At 61.5% G+C, this 17,948-nt stretch carries 18 protein-coding genes and 1 pseudogene; 8 read left to right on the forward strand and 11 right to left on the reverse strand.

Annotated elements, in window-relative coordinates; all coding sequences use genetic code 11:
* The first annotated feature begins 104 nt into the window (after positions 1 to 104).
* The 3 genes from AC5RTT_RS09545 to AC5RTT_RS09555 are packed head-to-tail and all read left to right on the forward strand — an operon-like array spanning position 105 to position 4,447.
* Positions 105 to 2,540 (forward strand): heavy metal translocating P-type ATPase, encoded by a 2,436-nt coding sequence (locus AC5RTT_RS09545; protein ID WP_494144987.1) that lies wholly within the window; start codon positions 105 to 107, stop codon positions 2,538 to 2,540.
* A gap of 9 nt (positions 2,541 to 2,549) precedes the next feature.
* On the forward strand, positions 2,550 to 3,914 hold the full coding sequence (locus tag AC5RTT_RS09550; RefSeq protein ID WP_494144988.1) for a phenylacetate--CoA ligase family protein: 1,365 nt from the start codon (positions 2,550 to 2,552) through the stop codon (positions 3,912 to 3,914).
* 47 nt (positions 3,915 to 3,961) lie between these two features.
* The gene (locus tag AC5RTT_RS09555) at positions 3,962 to 4,447 is read left to right on the forward strand and encodes a hypothetical protein (protein ID WP_494144989.1); all 486 of its coding nucleotides are present in this window, start codon (positions 3,962 to 3,964) and stop codon (positions 4,445 to 4,447) included.
* Here the strand turns inward: AC5RTT_RS09555 and AC5RTT_RS09560 are convergent.
* The 4 genes from AC5RTT_RS09560 to AC5RTT_RS09575 all read right to left on the reverse strand — a co-directional run bounded on the left by AC5RTT_RS09560 (position 4,419) and on the right by AC5RTT_RS09575 (position 7,829).
* Complete coding sequence (locus AC5RTT_RS09560; protein WP_494144990.1) at positions 4,419 to 4,775, reverse strand: hypothetical protein; 357 nt, start codon at positions 4,773 to 4,775, stop codon at positions 4,419 to 4,421. The two genes, AC5RTT_RS09555 and AC5RTT_RS09560, sit on opposite strands and share 29 nt — an antisense overlap.
* On the reverse strand, positions 4,772 to 6,304 hold the full coding sequence (locus tag AC5RTT_RS09565) for a DUF4389 domain-containing protein (RefSeq protein WP_494144991.1): 1,533 nt from the start codon (positions 6,302 to 6,304) through the stop codon (positions 4,772 to 4,774). The genes AC5RTT_RS09560 and AC5RTT_RS09565 overlap by 4 nt, the downstream gene beginning before the upstream one ends.
* A 144-nt stretch (positions 6,305 to 6,448) precedes the next feature.
* Positions 6,449 to 6,964, reverse strand: a complete 516-nt coding sequence (locus tag AC5RTT_RS09570) for a pyridoxamine 5'-phosphate oxidase family protein (protein WP_494145002.1) — start codon at positions 6,962 to 6,964, stop codon at positions 6,449 to 6,451.
* Positions 6,945 to 7,829 (reverse strand): universal stress protein, encoded by an 885-nt coding sequence (locus tag AC5RTT_RS09575; protein ID WP_494144992.1) that lies wholly within the window; start codon positions 7,827 to 7,829, stop codon positions 6,945 to 6,947. Before AC5RTT_RS09575 ends, AC5RTT_RS09570 begins: the two co-directional genes overlap by 20 nt.
* A 177-nt stretch (positions 7,830 to 8,006) precedes the next feature.
* On the opposite strand from AC5RTT_RS09575, the gene AC5RTT_RS09580 reads away from it, so the two are divergent.
* Both AC5RTT_RS09580 and AC5RTT_RS09585 read left to right on the forward strand, forming a co-directional pair.
* Entirely contained in the window at positions 8,007 to 8,888 is an 882-nt protein-coding gene (locus tag AC5RTT_RS09580; protein ID WP_494144993.1) for a hypothetical protein, read from the forward strand.
* Positions 8,885 to 9,523, forward strand: coding sequence for a hypothetical protein (locus AC5RTT_RS09585; protein ID WP_494144994.1), 639 nt, complete (start codon positions 8,885 to 8,887; stop codon positions 9,521 to 9,523). Before AC5RTT_RS09580 ends, AC5RTT_RS09585 begins: the two co-directional genes overlap by 4 nt.
* Before the next feature lie 205 nt (positions 9,524 to 9,728).
* Here AC5RTT_RS09585 and AC5RTT_RS09590 read toward each other — a convergent pair whose 3' ends face one another.
* The 5 genes from AC5RTT_RS09590 to AC5RTT_RS09610 form a co-directional block, all read right to left on the reverse strand.
* The gene (locus AC5RTT_RS09590) at positions 9,729 to 10,199 is read right to left on the reverse strand and encodes a pyridoxamine 5'-phosphate oxidase family protein (RefSeq protein WP_494144995.1); all 471 of its coding nucleotides are present in this window, start codon (positions 10,197 to 10,199) and stop codon (positions 9,729 to 9,731) included.
* A gap of 58 nt (positions 10,200 to 10,257) precedes the next feature.
* The gene (locus AC5RTT_RS09595; protein WP_494145003.1) at positions 10,258 to 10,692 is read right to left on the reverse strand and encodes a pyridoxamine 5'-phosphate oxidase family protein; all 435 of its coding nucleotides are present in this window, start codon (positions 10,690 to 10,692) and stop codon (positions 10,258 to 10,260) included.
* A gap of 1,757 nt (positions 10,693 to 12,449) precedes the next feature.
* Complete coding sequence (locus tag AC5RTT_RS09600; RefSeq protein WP_494144996.1) at positions 12,450 to 12,977, reverse strand: hypothetical protein; 528 nt, start codon at positions 12,975 to 12,977, stop codon at positions 12,450 to 12,452.
* Positions 12,978 to 13,331: 354 nt separating this feature from the next.
* Entirely contained in the window at positions 13,332 to 14,111 is a 780-nt protein-coding gene (locus AC5RTT_RS09605; protein ID WP_494144997.1) for a hypothetical protein, read from the reverse strand.
* 572 nt (positions 14,112 to 14,683) lie between these two features.
* Positions 14,684 to 14,902: a RidA family protein gene (locus AC5RTT_RS09610; RefSeq protein WP_494144998.1), complete on the reverse strand. Its 219-nt coding sequence runs from the start codon at positions 14,900 to 14,902 to the stop codon at positions 14,684 to 14,686.
* 121 nt (positions 14,903 to 15,023) lie between these two features.
* Here AC5RTT_RS09610 and AC5RTT_RS09615 point away from each other — a divergent pair, with 121 nt between their 5' ends.
* Positions 15,024 to 15,296, forward strand: coding sequence for a PadR family transcriptional regulator (locus AC5RTT_RS09615; protein WP_494145004.1), 273 nt, complete (start codon positions 15,024 to 15,026; stop codon positions 15,294 to 15,296).
* Positions 15,293 to 15,841, forward strand: a complete 549-nt coding sequence (locus AC5RTT_RS09620) for a hypothetical protein (RefSeq protein WP_494144999.1) — start codon at positions 15,293 to 15,295, stop codon at positions 15,839 to 15,841. Before AC5RTT_RS09615 ends, AC5RTT_RS09620 begins: the two co-directional genes overlap by 4 nt.
* 84 nt (positions 15,842 to 15,925) lie before the next feature.
* Here the strand turns inward: AC5RTT_RS09620 and AC5RTT_RS09625 are convergent, their stop codons facing one another.
* On the reverse strand, positions 15,926 to 16,393 hold the full coding sequence (locus AC5RTT_RS09625; protein WP_494145000.1) for a hypothetical protein: 468 nt from the start codon (positions 16,391 to 16,393) through the stop codon (positions 15,926 to 15,928).
* Between the two features lie 4 nt (positions 16,394 to 16,397).
* Positions 16,398 to 17,306 carry a TIR domain-containing protein gene (locus AC5RTT_RS09630; protein WP_494145001.1) on the reverse strand — a complete coding sequence of 303 codons (909 nt, stop codon included), beginning with the start codon at positions 17,304 to 17,306 and terminating at the stop codon, positions 16,398 to 16,400.
* 326 nt (positions 17,307 to 17,632) lie between these two features.
* Between AC5RTT_RS09630 and AC5RTT_RS09635 the strand changes: the two are divergent.
* A pseudogene (locus AC5RTT_RS09635) lies at positions 17,633 to 17,948 on the forward strand (IS21 family transposase); the annotation flags it as partial.

Below are 17,948 nucleotides of genomic sequence, written 5' to 3' on the forward strand. Positions count from 1 at the left end.
AAACGGGCGGTCAGCCCGGTCCTGCCGTGACCACAAACCGGGCGACTACGGCTTGCAGCACCGACTGTTTGTCCGGCAGGAGCATGACGGACGGAGGAGAGGCAATGACAACAAAGCTGCAACGTACCGTCGTGGAAGTCCGCGGCCTTCATTGGGCGACGTCGAAGGCGGTGGTGGAAAACGTGCTGCGCCAGCGGCCCGGAGTTGTGGCCGTCGAGGCGAACGCGGTGGCCCAGACCGCCACTGTCAGCTTTGACCCATCGGTAACGACCGTACAGCAGATTTCCAGGTGGGTACGGGACTGCGGATACCACTGCCGGGGCGAATCGGTCCCCGACCATGTCTGTTATCCCATGGAAGAGACGATGGATGCCGCTCGTGCACCGGACGTGGCGGAACCGCATTCCGGGCATCACCCGCCTGCGGCCAGCCTTGGAGGACAAGGCAAACACGGTGTGGCGGGCCGGAGCCCACAGGACATGATGGGCCACGGCGGCCACCACGCGGGAATGTCGATGGATGACATGGTCAAGGACATGCGCAACCGATTCCTGGTCGCCGCGGTCCTGTCCATCGGCGTGACATTGTGGTCCCCCATGGGCCGGGACATGTTCGGCTTCACTGTACCCACCCCGTTCGGGCTCCGGGACGACGTCGTCGCCCTGGTCCTGTCCCTGCCTGTCATCTTCTACTCCGCCTGGATTTTTTTCGACGGCGCCTACCGGGCGTTGAAGGCCCACACCCTGGACATGATGGTCCTGGTTGCGATCGCCGTCGGCACCGGTTGGCTGTACAGCGTTTGGGTTACTTTCACCGGCGGCGGTGAAGTCTTCTATGAAGCCGCCACCGTCCTGGCTTCCTTTGTGCTGCTGGGCCACTGGTTCGAAATGCGGGCCCGGGGCGGGGCGAACGAGGCCATCCGCACGCTGCTCGAACTTGCCCCGCCGGCGGCTCTTGTCATCCGGAACGGTGAGACGGTGGAGATCCCCACTTCCGACGTCCAGACCGGTGACCTGCTGCTGATCAGGCCCGGGTCCAAAATTCCGGCCGATGGACAGGTGGAGGACGGCCAGTCCGAGGTCGACGAGTCCATGGTCACGGGCGAAAGCCTGCCGGTGACCAAGACGGCGGGTTCCGAAGTGATCGGGGCATCCATCAACACCACCGGCACCATGCGGGTCCGGGCTACCAAGGTCGGCGCAGACACGGCCCTGGCCCAGATCGTCGCCCTGGTCCAGGAAGCCCAGAACTCGAAGGCACCGGGCCAGCGGCTGGCAGACCGCGCCGCGTTCTGGCTCGTCCTGGTCGCCCTGATCGGCGGAACTGTCACGTTCGCCGCCTGGCTCGCCCTCGGGGCCGGCTTACAGGCGGCCATGCTGTTCGCGATCACCGTTGTGGTGATAACGTGCCCCGACGCGCTGGGCCTTGCCACGCCGACGGCGATCATGGTTGGCACCGGGCTCGGCGCCAAACGCGGGGTCCTGTTCAAGAACGCCACCGCGCTGGAGGTCTCTGCCCGGATCGACACTGTCGTGATGGACAAAACCGGGACCCTGACCACGGGCGAACCGGAAGTCACCGACGTCGTCGTTGAAGGCATTGACCAACACGAACTCCTCGGACTTGTCGCCGCCGTCGAGCAGGAATCCGAGCATCCCCTCGCCGCCGCCGTCGTCCGCCACGCCCGTGAAAACGGCGCCCCCGCCCTGACTGTTTGGGACTTCCTGAACGTTCCCGGCCACGGCGCCGGTGCCATGGTGGACGGACGCCGTGTCCTGGTGGGGAACCGCAAACTCCTGGCCGATGAAAGGATCGACCTGGGCCCGCTTGCCGCGGTACGGGATGAACTGGCCGCAACCGGCCGCACCGCGGTGCTCGTCGCCGTCGACGGGAGGGCCGCAGCGGTGATCGCGATGGCTGATGCCGCGAGGGAAACCGCTGCTCCTGCCGTGGCGGCCCTGCACGAGGCGGGCATCGAAGTCGTGATGCTGACCGGGGACAACGAGGCAACGGCCAAGAGAATTGCGGGGCAGCTGGGCATCGACACCGTCATCGCCGAGGTGCTCCCGGGGGACAAATCGGCCAAGGTCGCCCAGCTTCAGCAAACGGGGAAAAAAGTCGCGATGGTCGGCGATGGGGTCAACGACGCACCGGCCCTGGCGCAGGCCGACCTTGGCATCGCCATCGGCGCGGGCACCGATGTGGCCATTGAAACAGCGGACGTGGTCCTGATGCGCTCGGACCCGCTCGATGTGCCCACCGCCCTGCGCATCGGAAAAGGAACCCTCCGCAAAATGCGGCAGAACCTGGGCTGGGCCGTGGGCTACAACGCCATAGCGCTGCCCATCGCAGCTGGTGTCTTCGCCTTCGCCGGGATCATGCTGAGCCCGGAAATAGCCGCCCTGTCGATGTCCGGTTCCAGCTTCCTGGTCGCCGTCAACGCCCTGCTGCTCAAGCGGCTCCGGCTGCCCCGCCCGGAAACACCCGAAGCCACCACAGCGCGCACATCCCGGCCGCTCACGCCGGCCGGTACCCGCTAAGCCACGGCCATGGATCTGCGCCTCATCTCCCATGTGCTGTTCCTGCGGGCCGCATGGCGGAAGCGGGACCATTGGGATTCGGCCAGGATCGGAGCTCACCAGGACCATGCCCTGAAGGAGCTGCGCCGCGCGGCCTACGCCGGCTCGGAGTTCTACCGCCGCCACCATGCGGGCCTGCACGATGCTCCCCTGGACCAGCTGCCGCCGGTCACCAAAGCCGACCTCATGGAGCACTTCGACGAGGCCATCACCACCCCAGGCCTCAGACTGGCGGAGTTGGAGGACCATCTGCGGTCCCTGACCGAGAGCCGTGGAGACCCCGGGGTGCCGTGGAGGGGCCAGTGGCGGGCAGCGGCGACAGCCGGGACCACCGGCCGGCGGGGAACCTTTGTGTGGAACCGCAAGGAATGGGCCATAATCCTGGCCAGCTACGCCCGGGCCAACGACTGGGCCGGAATTTCCGCCGGGTTGACCCGGCCGCTCAAAATGGCGCTGGTCAGCTCCCGGGTTCCGACGCACCAGTCAGCCGTGGTGGGCGCGTCCCTGCGTTCGGGCCTCGTTCCTACCCTCCGGCTGGACGTCACTGCACCCATGCTTGAGACTGTAGCCGCATTGAACGGGTTTCAGCCCAGAATCCTGGTGGGTTACGCCTCGGCACTGAAGCCCCTGGCTGTGGAGCAGCGCGAAGGGCGGCTGCACATAGCACCCGAAGGAGTGGTTTCCGCTTCGGAAGTGCTTACTCCGGAGGCCGCGCGGGAAATGCAGGCGGTTTGGGGGAGTGCCCCTTTCGATGTCTACGCCGCAACCGAAACAGCCGGCATAGCCTCACCCTGCACGTACCGGAACCGCCACGTCTATGAGGACCTGCTGATTATCGAGCCCGTGGACCAGGCTGGTAGCCCCGTCCCAGCAGGGACAACAGGAGCAAAGCTTTTGGCCACTGTGCTGTTTTCCCGGACGCTGCCACTGATCAGGTACGAGATGTCCGACACGATTCGGCTCGGTGGCCGCGGTTGCCGCTGTGGGCGATCGTTCCAGCTGCTCGAAGAAGTCGAAGGACGCCTCGAAGACATCCTCCAGCTGCCAGGCAAGGACGGTACAGTCAGCGTTCACCCCATCGTTTTCCACCACGTACTGGACCACGTGGGCACCTCAGGCTGGCAGGTAATCCAAGGACCGCATGGCCTGCACGTCCTCATTGCCGGAATGGTGCCCGGAGCCTCCATCCAAGGGGTCCGGGCCGCAGTGGAAGCAGGACTGAGTACAGCTGGCGTGGCCCCGATCCCCATCAGGGTGGAACTGGCGGACCGACTTGAACGGACAGCCCTGGGTAAGGCACCTTTCGTCCGCGCCCTCCCCCCGCCCCACCAATAGCCGACGTGGGGATTAACCACCGACAACTTCCATAGACAGGGGTAACCGTGGAGCAGTTGATCCCGTGGCTGATATTTTGTGCCGCCTTCCTGTTGTTCAGTCTTGTCAGGCCGGACGGCGCACGCATCTTTATCGGCATCTTCTTCATCGTCATGGCGCTGGGGGTCAATGCGTTACTCAGTTTCATGGCCCCGGACCTGTTTGTTTCGTTAGGAACGGGTAAGCCGCTGATCCCCTTCTACGCCTGGTTTTTTGCGAATGTGGTGGCGGTTGCCCCTCCTGTGGTTGGCATTGTGGCCGCTGCAGGAGAAATAACGGTGGGCCTGTTGATCCTCAGCCGTGGACGCCTGGTGAAGCTGGGACTTAGCGGCGCCATCGTCTTCCTGCTCGTCATCACTCCTCTGGGCGTGTGGACGCTGCCGAACCCGCTGATGGCCGCTGGACTGTCCCGTTTGCTGACAAGAGAATTTCCACATGCTGTTTGGGACAGGTGGACCCGGGGAACTAGGCGTAAGCCGAAACAACCCCGATGATGGCCATGTTGATCAACAGATTTAGGGAAAGCCAACGGTGAAACACCAGTACGGTGAGCACCAGTGACATCACGGCTGCAACGATGGCTACTGCTCCAGCCCAAGGGGCATTGGTGATAACCGACAGACCGGAGATCACGAAAAGTACGGCGGCTGCCAGTGCCAGCATCACTGAAAAGCGGCGAGCGGGCCCGGCCAGACCCAGACGTGCCGCCAGCCACGAATGCCTGGGGTCGAACGGGGCTTTCGCCGGATCGAAGGGTGTGCACCAGATGCCCGCATGAATCAGTCCATGGGCCACTAGGAACAGGCCGGCCAGCCAATTCATGGCCGTGGCGCTGGTCCGGCCTCCGGGAGCACCGCTCCATCCGGCGGCGGGCCCACCGCCGCAGGCGGGCCCTCATCAGGGCCCTGGTCGAGCCGGAACGGCGGATACTCATCACGCATCAGCGCAGTGTAAGCGAGGACCCGGTAGATCCACCGGTTGATCCCCATGATCAGGCTGAATAGCGGACGCAGGTACCTGCCGGTAAAGAGCAAGGCCACCACGGCAATCAGGACAAGCAACCCCAGAAGGGAGAGCCCTGTCCCACGTTCATATGTTGTACCCGGATCATTGGTTTCCGCCTGCCAGGTCCAGGTGGTCCCGGCGAAGGCCGCGACGACGAGCAGGTGCGGGATGGACAGGAGCCACCATTTCACCAGGACCAGGCCGCGGGAAAGCCGTTCGGGGTAGTCCACCTCGAAGTCCGCGGGATAGTCGGTGCGTGCCAGGGTAAAAGGCGGATAGAGGTCGGTGCCTGCCGCGGCGTAGGCGTAAAATGCTACCCTCCAGTTCCACCGCAGAACTCCAACATTGAAATTAAACAGGGGGCGCGGATAGCGGCCGGTAAACAGGATAGCGAAGCCCGCAACGATTGTGGTCACGAGGAACGCGAACCAGAGGAAAGCCAGCACGATGAAATGCGGAATGGCCAAGAACCACTTCACGAGCCACATCCATCGAGACAATGCCGGATCCAGTCTGCCGAAGAGCCGCACAGGGTAGGGAACGTCTTCGGGAGGTGAGGGTTGGCCTGGTTGTGACGCAGACGGTGTTCCCAGCGTTCCCGGGGCTGCCGTTACTCCTGGAGCTCCACCCTGAAACTGCGGAAGCGGTCCGCGGGGCCCACGGGAAGGCGGTTCTGCATGCCTCCCGAGTCCGACGGCACCCAAAACGAGCAGGGGAACCCCGATAGCCAATCCGATAGCCCCGCCAATCAGCAGGCCGGTTGCTGCCGGCCAAATCAGGTCTGACCTGAATCCGGCCTGTACCCGGGCATCTACGCCGGAGCTGGCGTCAGCATTCATGACCACGATTGCCCAGCTGCCGGCGGCAAGATCCCAGGTCAGCTCCTGCTGGCCGGTACCAGAGACGGAAGCGCTCCAGAAGGGTTGCTCTGCCGGCGGTGCTGGAGTGTTGGTGCCGGGAATGTCACGATATTCCGCCCGGAAGGGACGGCTGTCCACCTCGATGAGCTCTGAGTGATGAACGCCCGAAAGATACCGCTCGACGTCGGCTTGGGCAGCGATGCCGATAAAGATCTCCCTGCCGGGCTCCGCGGAGGTGGCACGGAGCCTGAGTGTGCCGATATCGAAAGGCAGCCGGGGCGGAACACCCTCGCCAACTGCGTCGAGCCGGGGCGTAGTCAGTGCGTGGGACACGACGGAAAGCCGCGCGCTGCCCGAAGTGAAGTATCCGTCGCCCTGTGCGGTTCCCAGCACGGATGCGGCAAGGCCTCCGGCCAGTGCTGTGAAGCCAAGGATCGATAGCAGGATCCCGACGACGAGCATTATTACGGAGCCTGTTTTTTTCATGATGCCAAACCTGGTGGGTTGGAGGCAGTGACAGCCTCTAATGGAAATAGGGTTTTCTTGAGAATGCCCGCTTTGACGTTTGCCGGATAGGGTCTTAAGCCATCAACCGCCGGCAGCGGTTCAGCCAGTCCTGGGCGCACAGTCTTAAAGCCAGTCGGCCGAAAAGTCCTGGGGCGGCCACCAGCGGGTACGGGACCGCACTGCGAACCTCCGCCCGCTGATTTCCTTCGGGTCAATGCAGATCAGATGCTCCTTCAGGCCTGGCTCCCAGGGGCTGCGGTCAGGATCAATATCAGTAAAGTCTGCGTCGTCGCCCTCAAACGGTGCGGGGATACCTTTCACCACGACACTCCACACTTCCGTGGCGTAAGTGTTGAGTCCGTCCGCTTCCAGTGCAACCGCATTGCCGGTCAAAAGGGTTCGAAGTTTTGTCCCGGGAGCCGTGCGGAAGACCAGTTTCCGCCCAAGGACTGTGAAATTTACGGGGAAAATTTCGGGGTTGGAGCCGTTGATCAGGGCAAGACGGCCAATATAGGACGACTCCAGATACTTCCAGCAGTCTTCGGCTGCCAGAATTTCGGTTGGGGGGCTTGAGGAGTGATCGTTCAGGGGTATCGGTCCTTGGCCTGATGGTCCCCGGCTATTTCGATGTGCCGGCAGTCATTTTGTTCTTGGCGGGCTGGATCCGGGTGATGACAGTAGGGCAGGGCAGATGTTTGAGGACACCATGTGCAGTGGACCCGAGCAGGAGCCGTTTGATGGCGCCCCTGCCCCGGCTCCCCACGACCAGCATCCTGGCGCCTGCGCCCGCATCCACCAGCGCATCCACCGGCCCCTTATCGGTTTCCAGTACCTGGTGCACCTGCAGGTCCGGAAAGTCTTCCTTGAGCCCTGCTACCGCTTCAGCCAGGACTATGCGTTCCTCCTCGGCGATGAGTTCGCCCAGGGCAGTTGGTGAGAGGCCCGCACCCACTACCGGGTCCGGAACGCTGATGGCATAAAGGACGGTGAGTTCCTCGCCTTCCCGGTCCGCCTCGGCCGCGGCGAAAGCGACGGCCTGCGTCGATTCCCTGGAACCGTCTATGCCGACCACTACTCCGGACCGACCCTCCACGTCTTCCGTTCCCACAACGGCGACCGGCACTTTGGAGGAAGCGGCAACCTGTAGTGCCAGGTCTGCCAACGAGCCGCCAAGGTGACCGCTGCCCGAGCCGACCACCAGCATCGATGCCTTGCCCGAGTACTTGGCCAACGATCCTCCAACACCGCCGTGGAGGAGTCGGGTGGTGATGGGGATAGGGAAGGATTCCCTGACTCGCCCGGCCGCAGTCTCCAGGAGTCGGTCACCGGCCCCCTCCAGCACCCCCAGCCAAGGGTATGGGTCAGCGACCCAGCGATCGCCCACCACGTGGAGGATCACCAACGGAAGTCCGGCGCGTTCGGCCCGGCGGGCGGCCCACAGCACGGCTGCCTGGCTCTGTGGCGAGTCATTGGTGCCAACAGCGATTGGTTTACGGTGTGTCATGGCTGGACTTCCTGGTTGCTCGGGAGTGGTGAGTTCAAGACTGGCCCTGCGCCCTCCAATGGATGTAGGGCCAAAGGTCATGGCAATGCTCCAGGGCGGGGACGGGAGGACTTTAGCCACTTCAATGGAGTCCGGACGCATGGAACCCTGTTGGGTAAGGGCTGAAGGAGTCAGGAAATGAAGGAATCTGCGGCAGACACGGAAGCGCTCCCCTTGCAGGAACCCAGGAAAGGGGACCGGCATATGCTCAGGCGCATGGCGTGGGTGCTCATTGCGCTGCTGACGCTCGTTGCGGCCGGCTTCGGGGTTGCCTCCCCGGCCGTCTATGACGGCCTGGTCGAGGAGCCTTACCTGCCGGGCGCCTATTCACAGGATGCCATGTCCGTTGCGGCTGCCCTGGTGCTGCTGGTTCTGGCTTTGGCAGCGCGCGGTTCACGGCCAAGGCTGGAGCTGATAGTCCTTGGCTTGCTGGGCTACCTCGTGTACGCCTACGGCATCTACACCATCGAACGGGTATACAACTGGCTCTACCTGGTTTACATGACCATTTTCGCGGCAGCTCTATGGGCCGTAGTTTATGAAACGGTGGCCTTGTACCGCAGGACCAGGCAGGTAAGCCTGCCAAAGGGCGTCCGCCTCCTGTCGGCGTCCGGAGCACTCCTGCAGCCCCTGATGTTCTACCCGCTATGGATCGCCATGCTCCTGCCACTCATGGCCGCGCGGCAGAAAATCGAGTCGATCTACTCGGTCTTCATCCTTGATCTGTGCCTCATCATGCCTGCTTTCCTCATCCTGGCGATCGCCGCCTTCCGCCGACAAAAGACCGGGCTCCTGCTGCTGCCGGCCGCCTACACGCTCGGCTTCGCCCTGATACTGTCACTGGCGGCAGCAGAACCAGCCAAGGAGCTGTTCGGCTCGCGTTTTGACCCCATAGCTTTCTGGCTGTGGCTGGCGCTGTCATTGTTCTTCCTAGTCCTCGGATCCCTACATCTGAGGCTGCTCCGCGTCGATGAAACTGTCTCTGCCCGGGGACCCGCCAAGGCCGGGGAGAACCAGTGAAGCCAGCCTGGCGGACGCTGCTGCTGCAGACCGCAGAAGCTGTGGCAGCGCTGCCCGTATTCGTAGCCGCCCCACTGTTCAGGCCCTGGCATCTGCGGTGGGGAGCAACTGACATGGAAGTTGCCTCGCCGATGCCCGGCGACGGGTTAGTCCCGGCATCGCATTTCACGGCGACACGGGCCGTAACGGTCAACGCCCCGCCAGAGGAGGTATGGCCATGGGTAATTCAGGTGGGCATCAACCGGGCGGGCTTCTATTCATACGATCTGCTGGACTCCCTGGGCATACCCAGCTCCAACACCATCCTTCCGGCATGGCAAAACCTGCGGGTAGGCGACGTTGTAGCCCCGATGACAGCTAAGCCCAATCCCGCCACATCTTTCGTTGTAGCCGAGGAGAAATTTCCAGTGCATCTGGTGTGGGCGAAACCGGATTCCTCCTGGTCCTGGTGTTTCACACCGCTTCCGGGCAACAGGACAAGACTGGTTACCCGGCTAAAACAGCATTACCGGCCCGGGCTGTCGCTGCTGCTCACCGTTCCACTGCTGGAATTCGCGGACTTCCCCATGATGAGAAAGATGCTCTACGGCATCAAGAACCGGGCCGAGGGCAATAGCCTTCCCGGGCCTCGATAGCCGCGGGTACCACGCCCGGCCGTATCGCCTATGCCCTGCGGCAGAAAAGTAGCCAGCTGCACTACGATGCGCTGGTACAACCCGACCGATGTCGTCCAGGCGGGCCGAGTTCATGGGTGAAGCTCAGGCCATACTCCGGGATGATCATGGCGCTCCGGGATGATCATGGCGCGTGATGGTAGCCAGGATGAACTGCGGCACGCACTCATTCCGGCGCTGCCCGCTTGGCGCTTTGCATGGCATTCCACCAGATATTGGGAGGCGCAACGGTAAAGCGACGTCCTGAGATTGAGTTTGGCACTAGTCGCACAAAATGATCTTTGTGGCCTGCTTCCCATGGGAACAATGGAAGCGAGAAGGTGGCAAGGACGTCATCGGTCTTCGTCAGGAGTTCCGCTTTGCCGCGAATCACGACGCTCCACGCCACTCCGGTCTCCGGATTGACTCCGTCTGCTTCCATAGCCACGGGGAATTCACCTTGCACCGCGTCGAGTTTCGTTCCTGTCCCTGTCCGAAAAACGAGCGTTCCGTGGTCTGTGACGTAATTGACGGGAAAGATGTCCGGGCCGTCTTCCAGCCATACGGCCAAGCGGCCCACAGACACTTGCCGCAGAAAAGCCCAGCATTCCTGACTTTCCAGCATCTCCGCTGACGATACCTTCTGTTGTTTTTCCATGTCGCTGATCCTGACCTTTTTGTGTCTCGATGGATTGGTGGGAAGCCGCCACTGAGTCCTATTCGAAAGAGGCCCGCCGTGCATCGTTTGGCCTGGTAGTCCACACATCAGGTGGGTTTACCTTGAACCTGCGGCCGGTCAGGACACGAGGTGTCAGGCGGATGTAGTGGTCTTTGGGCCCGGGCTGCCAGGGTTGAAGCCCTTGAGCCTCCACACGCGCGAATTCGTCGGGATCATCGATGAGATGTGTTTCGCCACGAACTACAACGCTCCATGCCTCCTCGCTTCGTGGGTCGTACCCATCGATTTCCAGGACAGACGGCCGCGCGGCCATCGCGCCCCACAGCTTCCGTCCTCGGCCGGTGCGGAAGACAATGGTGCGATTGTCCAGGACGTAATTCACAGGGAATATCTCGGGGTGGTCATCCACGACCAGGCCGAGGCGTCCGACTGTTTGTGAAGCCAACAGGTCCCAACATTGGTCGAAGGACAGCCGCGGGTCTTCGCCTTGGCCGGACTGATTGGCGCCAGCTGCGGGCTCATTCCTCGTGGACTTCACGGGCCATCCTTTCGGGCCGACAACGTCTTGTCCGCCTTCTCGTAGTGAACCAAATGTCTTGGCCTTCCGGGTCAGTCCCCCCGGTCCGGCGGGGGAAGGTATCAGCTGCCAGGAGGCGGAGAACGGCGGACAGTGGTTCGCGCCTCATTGATTGTTCTTCGGGCCGTCCCGGGGCCTGCTGAGCCCGGGACGTGCCGAGATCTTACCACAGCTCATAGCGCGGCACGGACGCATCATCCGATCAGACGTTCGATCGGCGACGATAGTAGTCACTAAACTAGGCGTCTACCTAGAAACTTCACGGGTTGACTCCTAAAGGGGAATGCACCGCGGTCAGCAGATACTCAGCGACCACGACATCTCGATTGATGTCGCGGATGACCCGTTCACAATAGAGGAATCCGCCGAGCAGAACGCCGAGCGTTTCCTTCGTCTTACAAAGAACGAGCAGGTAGTTTGTTCCGATGTGTTTGATCTCGAACTAATGGATTTCTTGAGAAATCGCATTGTAGAAGAAGATCCCCAAGCTCTGAGTGTCCCCAACAAGCCCTTCGCCTAGTTGCTTTAATCGGTCGGTGATCGTGCATCGGAGGCAACTACCGACTAAAAGTTGACCTTTGGGTTAGTCAGGGAGCGGGCGCAAATGATCTGGGCCACAAGGGCTGCTCACCCTCTGAATCAACTGGATCAACATCGGCAAGACCAGTCGCCGGCTTGGGCGCGAGCAGCACGAGTCGAGAGAGAGTGACTTACGCCGTCGGCTATGGCAGGCAATTCAGACTTCCTTTGATCGTTCGGCCGGGGTCGCCTATCCACACGTTCCTCGGACGGGTGAATCGCGCCCTGCACGGTGGCGCTATAGCGATTTCACCTGCTCTTCCACCGCTAACGGACTTCCAATGCATAGCCACCCTGTCATTCCTTTCGGCGCTCTTCGTGGCGGTATCACTTGCTGTCTATAGGTGGAAACCTCTCAGCCTTTATGTGCTCGTGTTTCACCCGCAAGGAAGGCGGGGGAAGCCCTTGGCGGAGCAGGCGCGAAGCCCGTGGCCGTATGTTTGGCTATGCAGCATTGGTTACGCCCTAATGCTGATCTACATCCAGACCATTTTCGGGCGCTACTGGTAAAGGCCTCGCTTGTATTGCCCTTGTCTCTAAAACCTAGCGATTTCAGGCACCTGGGTTATAAGACACATGGCTCCGGTCCGGAGATGAGTTTAAATGCCCGTAAGGGGATCCTCGTACAGACACTGCGGCAACACGCTTGCCCTCCGGGTGCCGTTCGGTGATGCAGTCATTCGAACTGGTTACGAGCTCAGGATCCATGCCGTAAGTCTGCGCCAGGACTACTTCGAACGATTGGCTTTGAGTCGGGTCTCCATAACGGTAGCCTGTGGATCGCAACGATATTTGGCGTTGCTCCGTTTGCGATAGATGGCCCGTGTGCGTTTGTGGAGGGCCAACTGAGCTTACCAACTTCCTACACCGTCAGAGCCTGCGATGACGCGCCGCACCGTTTCCGGGTATGCCCCTTGTCCAGGGGCCAGCCTGCGTAGTTATCCGAGTGACCGACCCAACGACCGCAAAATCATCCACCGTTCAGTGCCCACATATGGAGGCAAGTGCGCGATTGTCGCGTAGTGCCTAGTCGAGCTAGGCGTACCTATGCAGCGTTGTCGCGCTGGCGGCGCTCAGCGGACACTCGTCCAGAGCTCGGCCTGTTCTGCAGTGATGCCGACGTACAGCTGGTCGGGCACCTTCAGGTCACGGCCGGAGATGGTCACCAGCGGCCACACGGGCTTCCCGGCGTGGGGTTCGCGCTCCCACTGCGGCACGTCCGGGTAGTGCTTCTTAAGGTGGGCGCGGATCTTACGGCACGCGTTGCGCCACTCGTTGACCGAGATTCCCGTCTTCGCTGACACGTCCTCGGTCGAGAACATCACGCCCGGGTTCTGCGCGCACAGGTCCATAACCCTCGCCCAACGCTGCGTGGTGAGCGTCGACCCTTCGGCCAGGCGCGTGAGCGCAGACGCCGGCCAGGCCTTGTGCTCGCCGAAGGCGGCGCGCCGCACCGCGTCGACCGCCAGTTCGTCCCCGCGCAGCTCCTCCGTCGAGGGGGAGGATGCCTCACCTCGCTGCTGCTGTCGGTACTCGACTATTTGCTTCAGCTCCGCGTAATCCTCTTGCGGCACCGGAAGCAGAACCCATTCAGTAGCCATGGTTCCCCAGATCCCTCCGGTTGTCCCTGTGGATTGCTGTAGTTCACTGTAACCCCATTACTTGAAAATTGTATAGTGGGTATTCTCTCTGCATTGCGCCGCCGGATAGCCTCTGCCCGTTAGCCGGTCGTCGAGCGCGCAGCCAGACATAAGTTCTTCCCTCGGCGCTGTTGTTAGCCTCTGTACGCACGTTTACCCTGCACGATGAAATGCACGGTGTAGGTGCGCCAACCGCTACACTCCCCGCCGTCTCGAAACCCTTGCGTTTTGAGGCGCCTCGGTTATGAGACATGCAGGTGGGTTTCGGAGAAGGAGCCGGCGCGCGAGGGCGGGATCACATATCGGATCAGCTGGTCACTTGTCGGACTTGAACACGATCGAGTCGAAGACGGCGCGTGCCTCTCTCGTCAGTTCAGGATTGATTGATTCGTGAAGTTCCCTCACCCCGATCACAGCGCGCTGGCCGTTCAGGTCGACCACCCGGTAGGTTTCACGCTCGCCCCGAGTCGAGTACCCGTGTGTGCAGGTATACCTATTTTCTGAGTAGATACATAACCTGTCGGCGTCGCAGGCGTTGATGTCCACATCGCCCTCGACGGAGTGGTCGAACTCGAAGCCGGAGTAATTGCCTACCATGACCTTGGCGGGAGGACTGCTCGCCGCTGACGACTGCGCCGCCATAGCCCTAATGAAGGCCTCGACCGACGGACCGACATCGGCAAGGGCGCCCATCCAGGTGCATGCGTCCATCGACACATAGTTGGCGGGCCAAAGAGTCACGTAGACGGCCCATTCAGCCGGGTGATCCGCGTCGTCCTTGCCCAGGCTTTTGCTGTCGATAGCAAACCAGCCGTCTGGGACGGTGATCTCGAAAGGTTCCTTGTAGCCGGCGACGGGGACGAGGTATGTGCCGGCGTCGATGTCGCCACTCTCCGGCAGCGGTGGGACCGTGCGGGTGCCGCTTCCGTCCGGCAGTGGCGGGGCCGTTCGAGCCTCCGTAGTCGGAGAACTGGTGGACGGGAGGGGGACGTCGTCGGACTCATACTCGCACCCGCCGAGACATCCAATCAGTGCGACAGCCACCAAGGGCAAGAGATGGCGCGTCCACTGACCGGCCTTTTCGAGGGATGTCATGGAGCTCATCAATCCACCAAGCCGCTAAAGGGGCTGTGAGGCCCCGCAGCCGGGTGGCCCCGCTGGCGGCTCGAGATCCGGATGCCGTCGCCTCAAGTCTCCTCCGGCATAGAACCCGTGACAATGAAGAGTTGCACGGAGATCAGTTTCGACTCATGCACACCCTGGTGCAGGCGCTCATTGGCACGTTTCGGAAATCAAAAGCATCTCAAGACACTGGTCGGGACATCCGCAGCGCCCACCGGTGTGATTCGCAACGCTAAATGGCGTTCTTTTCGCAGCGCTATTTGTCACCCGGAGTGCGGCGGACACGAGGTCCGCCGGGAGGTGGGTCCCACGCTTGCGAGGCCGGCGACGGTGTGCAGGATTAACGGTCAACCCGCTCAGGTGAACCTTTTGCCGAAGCATCGTTGGCAATTTCGACGTGAGCGCCAGGCCATCGCAGAAACCTAGGGATTCGAGACGGAGAAGTTTCGAGACAGATCCTTAAAGTGCTGCAAACCTCAGTCCCTTATCCCATGTTGGGAAGATGAACTGTTGCTTCGATCTGCACCTTCGCACCCAGCGGCAAACTAGCCGCTTGGACGGTAGTCCTGGGCCGGAAACGGCGGGGTCAGTCGCTGTGCATAGACGGTATTGATGGCCTCGAAATCCTGGTAGTCAGTGAGGTAGATCGTCATGCGGATAATGTGGCTCATCCCCAGCCCCAGTTCATTGAGCAGGGTCTCCAGGTTCGCCAAGCATGCTGGACGAAGAGGGTTACACGGGATATCAACAGGTAGGCAGGGCATTGACTTAAGGAAGGTATCTTCCTATTCTTTCAGCATGCCGCGACGAAAAGCAGGGACGCTACTTCCTTTGGAACTTCGCGTCCTGGAAATCGCCAGGGACGCCCATTCAGACCGCAAACCCATGTACGGATTTGCGCTTGCGAGTGCTCTGTCTGGGGATGGCGGAAAGTCGCTAACGGGCCATGGCACCTTATACAAGGCCCTGGCGCGCATGGCCGAAGCCGGCCTACTGGAAACCGAGTGGGAAGATCCTGAGATCGCAGAGGCTGAACGTCGGCCGCGCCGACGCCTCTACCGCATTTCATCCAAGGGAGTCGCCGCGCTCCATGCATCCCACCCCGGCCCGGCCACGACACCGCGTCCGCTAGCTACCCTCCGCCCGGTTCAGCCATGACCGCTCTCTATGACATCCCGACTTCGAGAACGATGTCGGCAGTCCTCCGATGGGTGGACTTCTACACAAGCTTCGTGCCGGCGAACGTGGCGCACGAAAGACGTCAAGAACTTCTCTCTGACATCTACGAGCAACTCGCGGACGGGCAGCAACGGGAACTTTCACCAGGATCAATTGACCGGGCAATAGCTAGTCGTGCGCTCCGGGGACTGCCCGGGGACGTCAGCTGGAGTAGGAAGCACCAACGAAAGGGCAAGAAGATGAACGCATCAACGGCTACACCCCAACCCTCCAACGCGCCCGTGACTATCCGTCTCAGCAGCCTTGTCTGGGTAGCCTTGGCACTTCTGGCGGTGATTGGCGTCGCTACTTCAATCACGGAGTTTGTGGAATATGGTGGTAACCGCTTCGGCTACGTCCCCTGGCCAGGCGCCGGGAACATCAATACCACCGTCGTCCAGCTAGTTTGCAGCGCAATTCTTCTAATTCCCGCCACCGTCATCACAGTCAAAAGGCTGATCCACCACAACGCCCGCCAAGCCTAAGGCCTCTATCCGCCCGATAGCGCCAAAGCCCGCTGGGAGGTCGCTGCCCTCGCGCCCGGGCGATGGCCGCGGGCCGTTCCCTAACTAAGCAGCGAACGGTGCACCGCAAATCAGACAAAATACGTGTTCGGTGGAAGCCTCAGGGACCTTAAGTGGCTCATTCGGATGGCAGGGCGATTCGACGATTACCATGTCGTCAGGCTCTATAAGTGGGTCCGGTGTCTCAATATCAAGGCTAAATGACGAGTTCGGCTCGAATTTCATTCCTTTGACCCCCTTGAACGCGTCCGCCAAGGCGTCCTGCATTGCCTGATCGATCGCCCCACTGGCACTTCCAAAGCCGTACTCAAGCTGGGCAGGGGTCCACCATGAATCGAGCCCGGATGCAACGCCGCACAGTGGACAAAAGTATTGGGAGGCCGGCTCCGCGTCACCATCACCTTCGGCATGGCTGTACCACTTGAACTCTTGTTCGCAGGTCGGGCACTCGCGCCGAAGGAAGCCATCACTGTCGAGTGGCAGGCTCACTGGAACTCGGATTTCTTCATCCATGTCATCATCCGTTCAGATCGAGAAAAACTTCTTGGACCACCTGATCGCCACTCTCGGTCCGCGCTGTGATGGTGATGTCGAAGGCGTCCGCCCCTCGCGGGCCTCCCATCATCCGCCTCGTGTTGAAGACATCCACCGTGACGGAGCGGCCACCGCCCGGGATTTTCGCAATTGATCCCACAGCCGTCGAACGCAGATCGAGGGCTGCGTCTTCAGGCAAGGACAGGGCGACGTCATAGGCGGTCTCCGTTCCTCGGTTCACCACCTGCAGCTTGTCGAGGCGGTTACCACCCTTATTGAAGTACTTGAGATCGAAATCGACTGCCTTTCTCGCCGGGGCGCCGCTCGGGAGCCGACGTCCGAGTGGGAGGCCTTCCCCTGGAGGAGGCGGGGCTGTGAAGTCGCCAGTGGTGTGCCAATCGGTGCCGTTGAGGTCGACAGCGCAGCCTGCTGTTCGAAGGCGGTTCGCCAAAGCCTGACGACTCGCCGAAGAATTCGAAAGCCGGATTGCATGACGTCCAGCAACGTCACTGAACGGACGAACTTCACCCACTTCCACGAGCACCGTTCGTTTGGCATCACGCCCCAGCGCCATGCCGGCTTCGAACAGCACATTGGGACGAGCTTGCGGTGCTGGTTGCGTTTCCTGGTCGTTATCGCCATGACCATATCGGGGCTGTAGATACGCCACCTCATCGGGTGTCATCAGGACAACCACAGCAGTCGCATGGTCGAAGGCCGCATCGAGCACCTGGCCGATGTAGGGCGAACCCTCGCCGGTAAGTTCAACGGCAGTTGTCCACTCCATTGGTGACAAGTTGATGCTCCGTAGGAAGTCGAACATCGACTTGCGGAGCGGTTCATTACGACCGTGCACGACGAAAACGGAGCGACTGTCACTCGGGCTGTTCAATGAGGTTCTCTCCTCGCGAGTATTCGGCTCACCCCCGGGTTGGACGAGCTTCTCTACTCACGATAGACGGCGCCCCCGACATTAATAGGCGCCCGTAAGGCGGTCGATGGAAGGGGTGCAGCGACTCGAGTTTGTTAGCGGCCATGAAAAACTGCCCGTAGGCGGCCACGAAAGTGCCCACTGACGGCCAGTAGAACTGCCCATCGGTGGCCATGAGATCTGCCCACTTCCTTACTGAACCGACCGCGCCTTAAGCGGTGGGAGCCTCTCCCCGGGATTTGATGACGGTGTCTAAGCGCACCAAGCGAACCAGGAAGAGGCCCTGTATGAAGTCTGACGGAGAAATCATGGAAATTCTTGCTGCCTACGATCTGACCGGATCGTTGCGCGCCACGGCGGAGCTGACGGGCTGTTCGCATCACACTGTTGCCCGGCATGTTGCGGCGCGGGATGCGGGCCGGCCGATTGCCGAGCCGGCGCCGCGTGAGCGTGTCACTGATGCGTTCCTGCCCAAGATTGAGGAATGGGTTGAGGCGTCCAAGGGCCGGATCCGCGCTGATAAGGCCCACGAGAAGCTACTCACGTTGGGTTATGCGGGCTCGGAGCGGTCCACCCGTCGGGCGATCGCGCAGGTCAAGGCCG

The organism is Arthrobacter sp. Y3221157 (assembly GCF_059089865.1).

Excerpts from the sequence above, each read along its gene's own strand:
- AC5RTT_RS09590 (WP_494144995.1), bottom strand. The coding sequence starts at position 10,199 with ATGGAAAAACAACAGAAGGTATCGTCAGCGGAGATGCTGGAAAGTCAG.
- AC5RTT_RS09575 (WP_494144992.1), bottom strand. The coding sequence starts at position 7,829 with ATGACACACCGTAAACCAATCGCTGTTGGCACCAATGACTCGCCACAG.
- AC5RTT_RS09600 (WP_494144996.1), bottom strand. The coding sequence starts at position 12,977 with ATGGCTACTGAATGGGTTCTGCTTCCGGTGCCGCAAGAGGATTACGCG.
- AC5RTT_RS09545 (WP_494144987.1), top strand. The coding sequence starts at position 105 with ATGACAACAAAGCTGCAACGTACCGTCGTGGAAGTCCGCGGCCTTCAT.
- AC5RTT_RS09565 (WP_494144991.1), bottom strand. The coding sequence starts at position 6,304 with ATGAAAAAAACAGGCTCCGTAATAATGCTCGTCGTCGGGATCCTGCTA.
- AC5RTT_RS09580 (WP_494144993.1), top strand. The coding sequence starts at position 8,007 with ATGAAGGAATCTGCGGCAGACACGGAAGCGCTCCCCTTGCAGGAACCC.
- AC5RTT_RS09605 (WP_494144997.1), bottom strand. The coding sequence starts at position 14,111 with ATGACATCCCTCGAAAAGGCCGGTCAGTGGACGCGCCATCTCTTGCCC.
- AC5RTT_RS09610 (WP_494144998.1), bottom strand. The coding sequence starts at position 14,902 with ATGCCCTGCCTACCTGTTGATATCCCGTGTAACCCTCTTCGTCCAGCA.
- AC5RTT_RS09550 (WP_494144988.1), top strand. The coding sequence starts at position 2,550 with ATGGATCTGCGCCTCATCTCCCATGTGCTGTTCCTGCGGGCCGCATGG.
- AC5RTT_RS09615 (WP_494145004.1), top strand. The coding sequence starts at position 15,024 with ATGTACGGATTTGCGCTTGCGAGTGCTCTGTCTGGGGATGGCGGAAAG.
- AC5RTT_RS09620 (WP_494144999.1), top strand. The coding sequence starts at position 15,293 with ATGACCGCTCTCTATGACATCCCGACTTCGAGAACGATGTCGGCAGTC.
- AC5RTT_RS09560 (WP_494144990.1), bottom strand. The coding sequence starts at position 4,775 with ATGAATTGGCTGGCCGGCCTGTTCCTAGTGGCCCATGGACTGATTCAT.
- AC5RTT_RS09625 (WP_494145000.1), bottom strand. The coding sequence starts at position 16,393 with ATGGATGAAGAAATCCGAGTTCCAGTGAGCCTGCCACTCGACAGTGAT.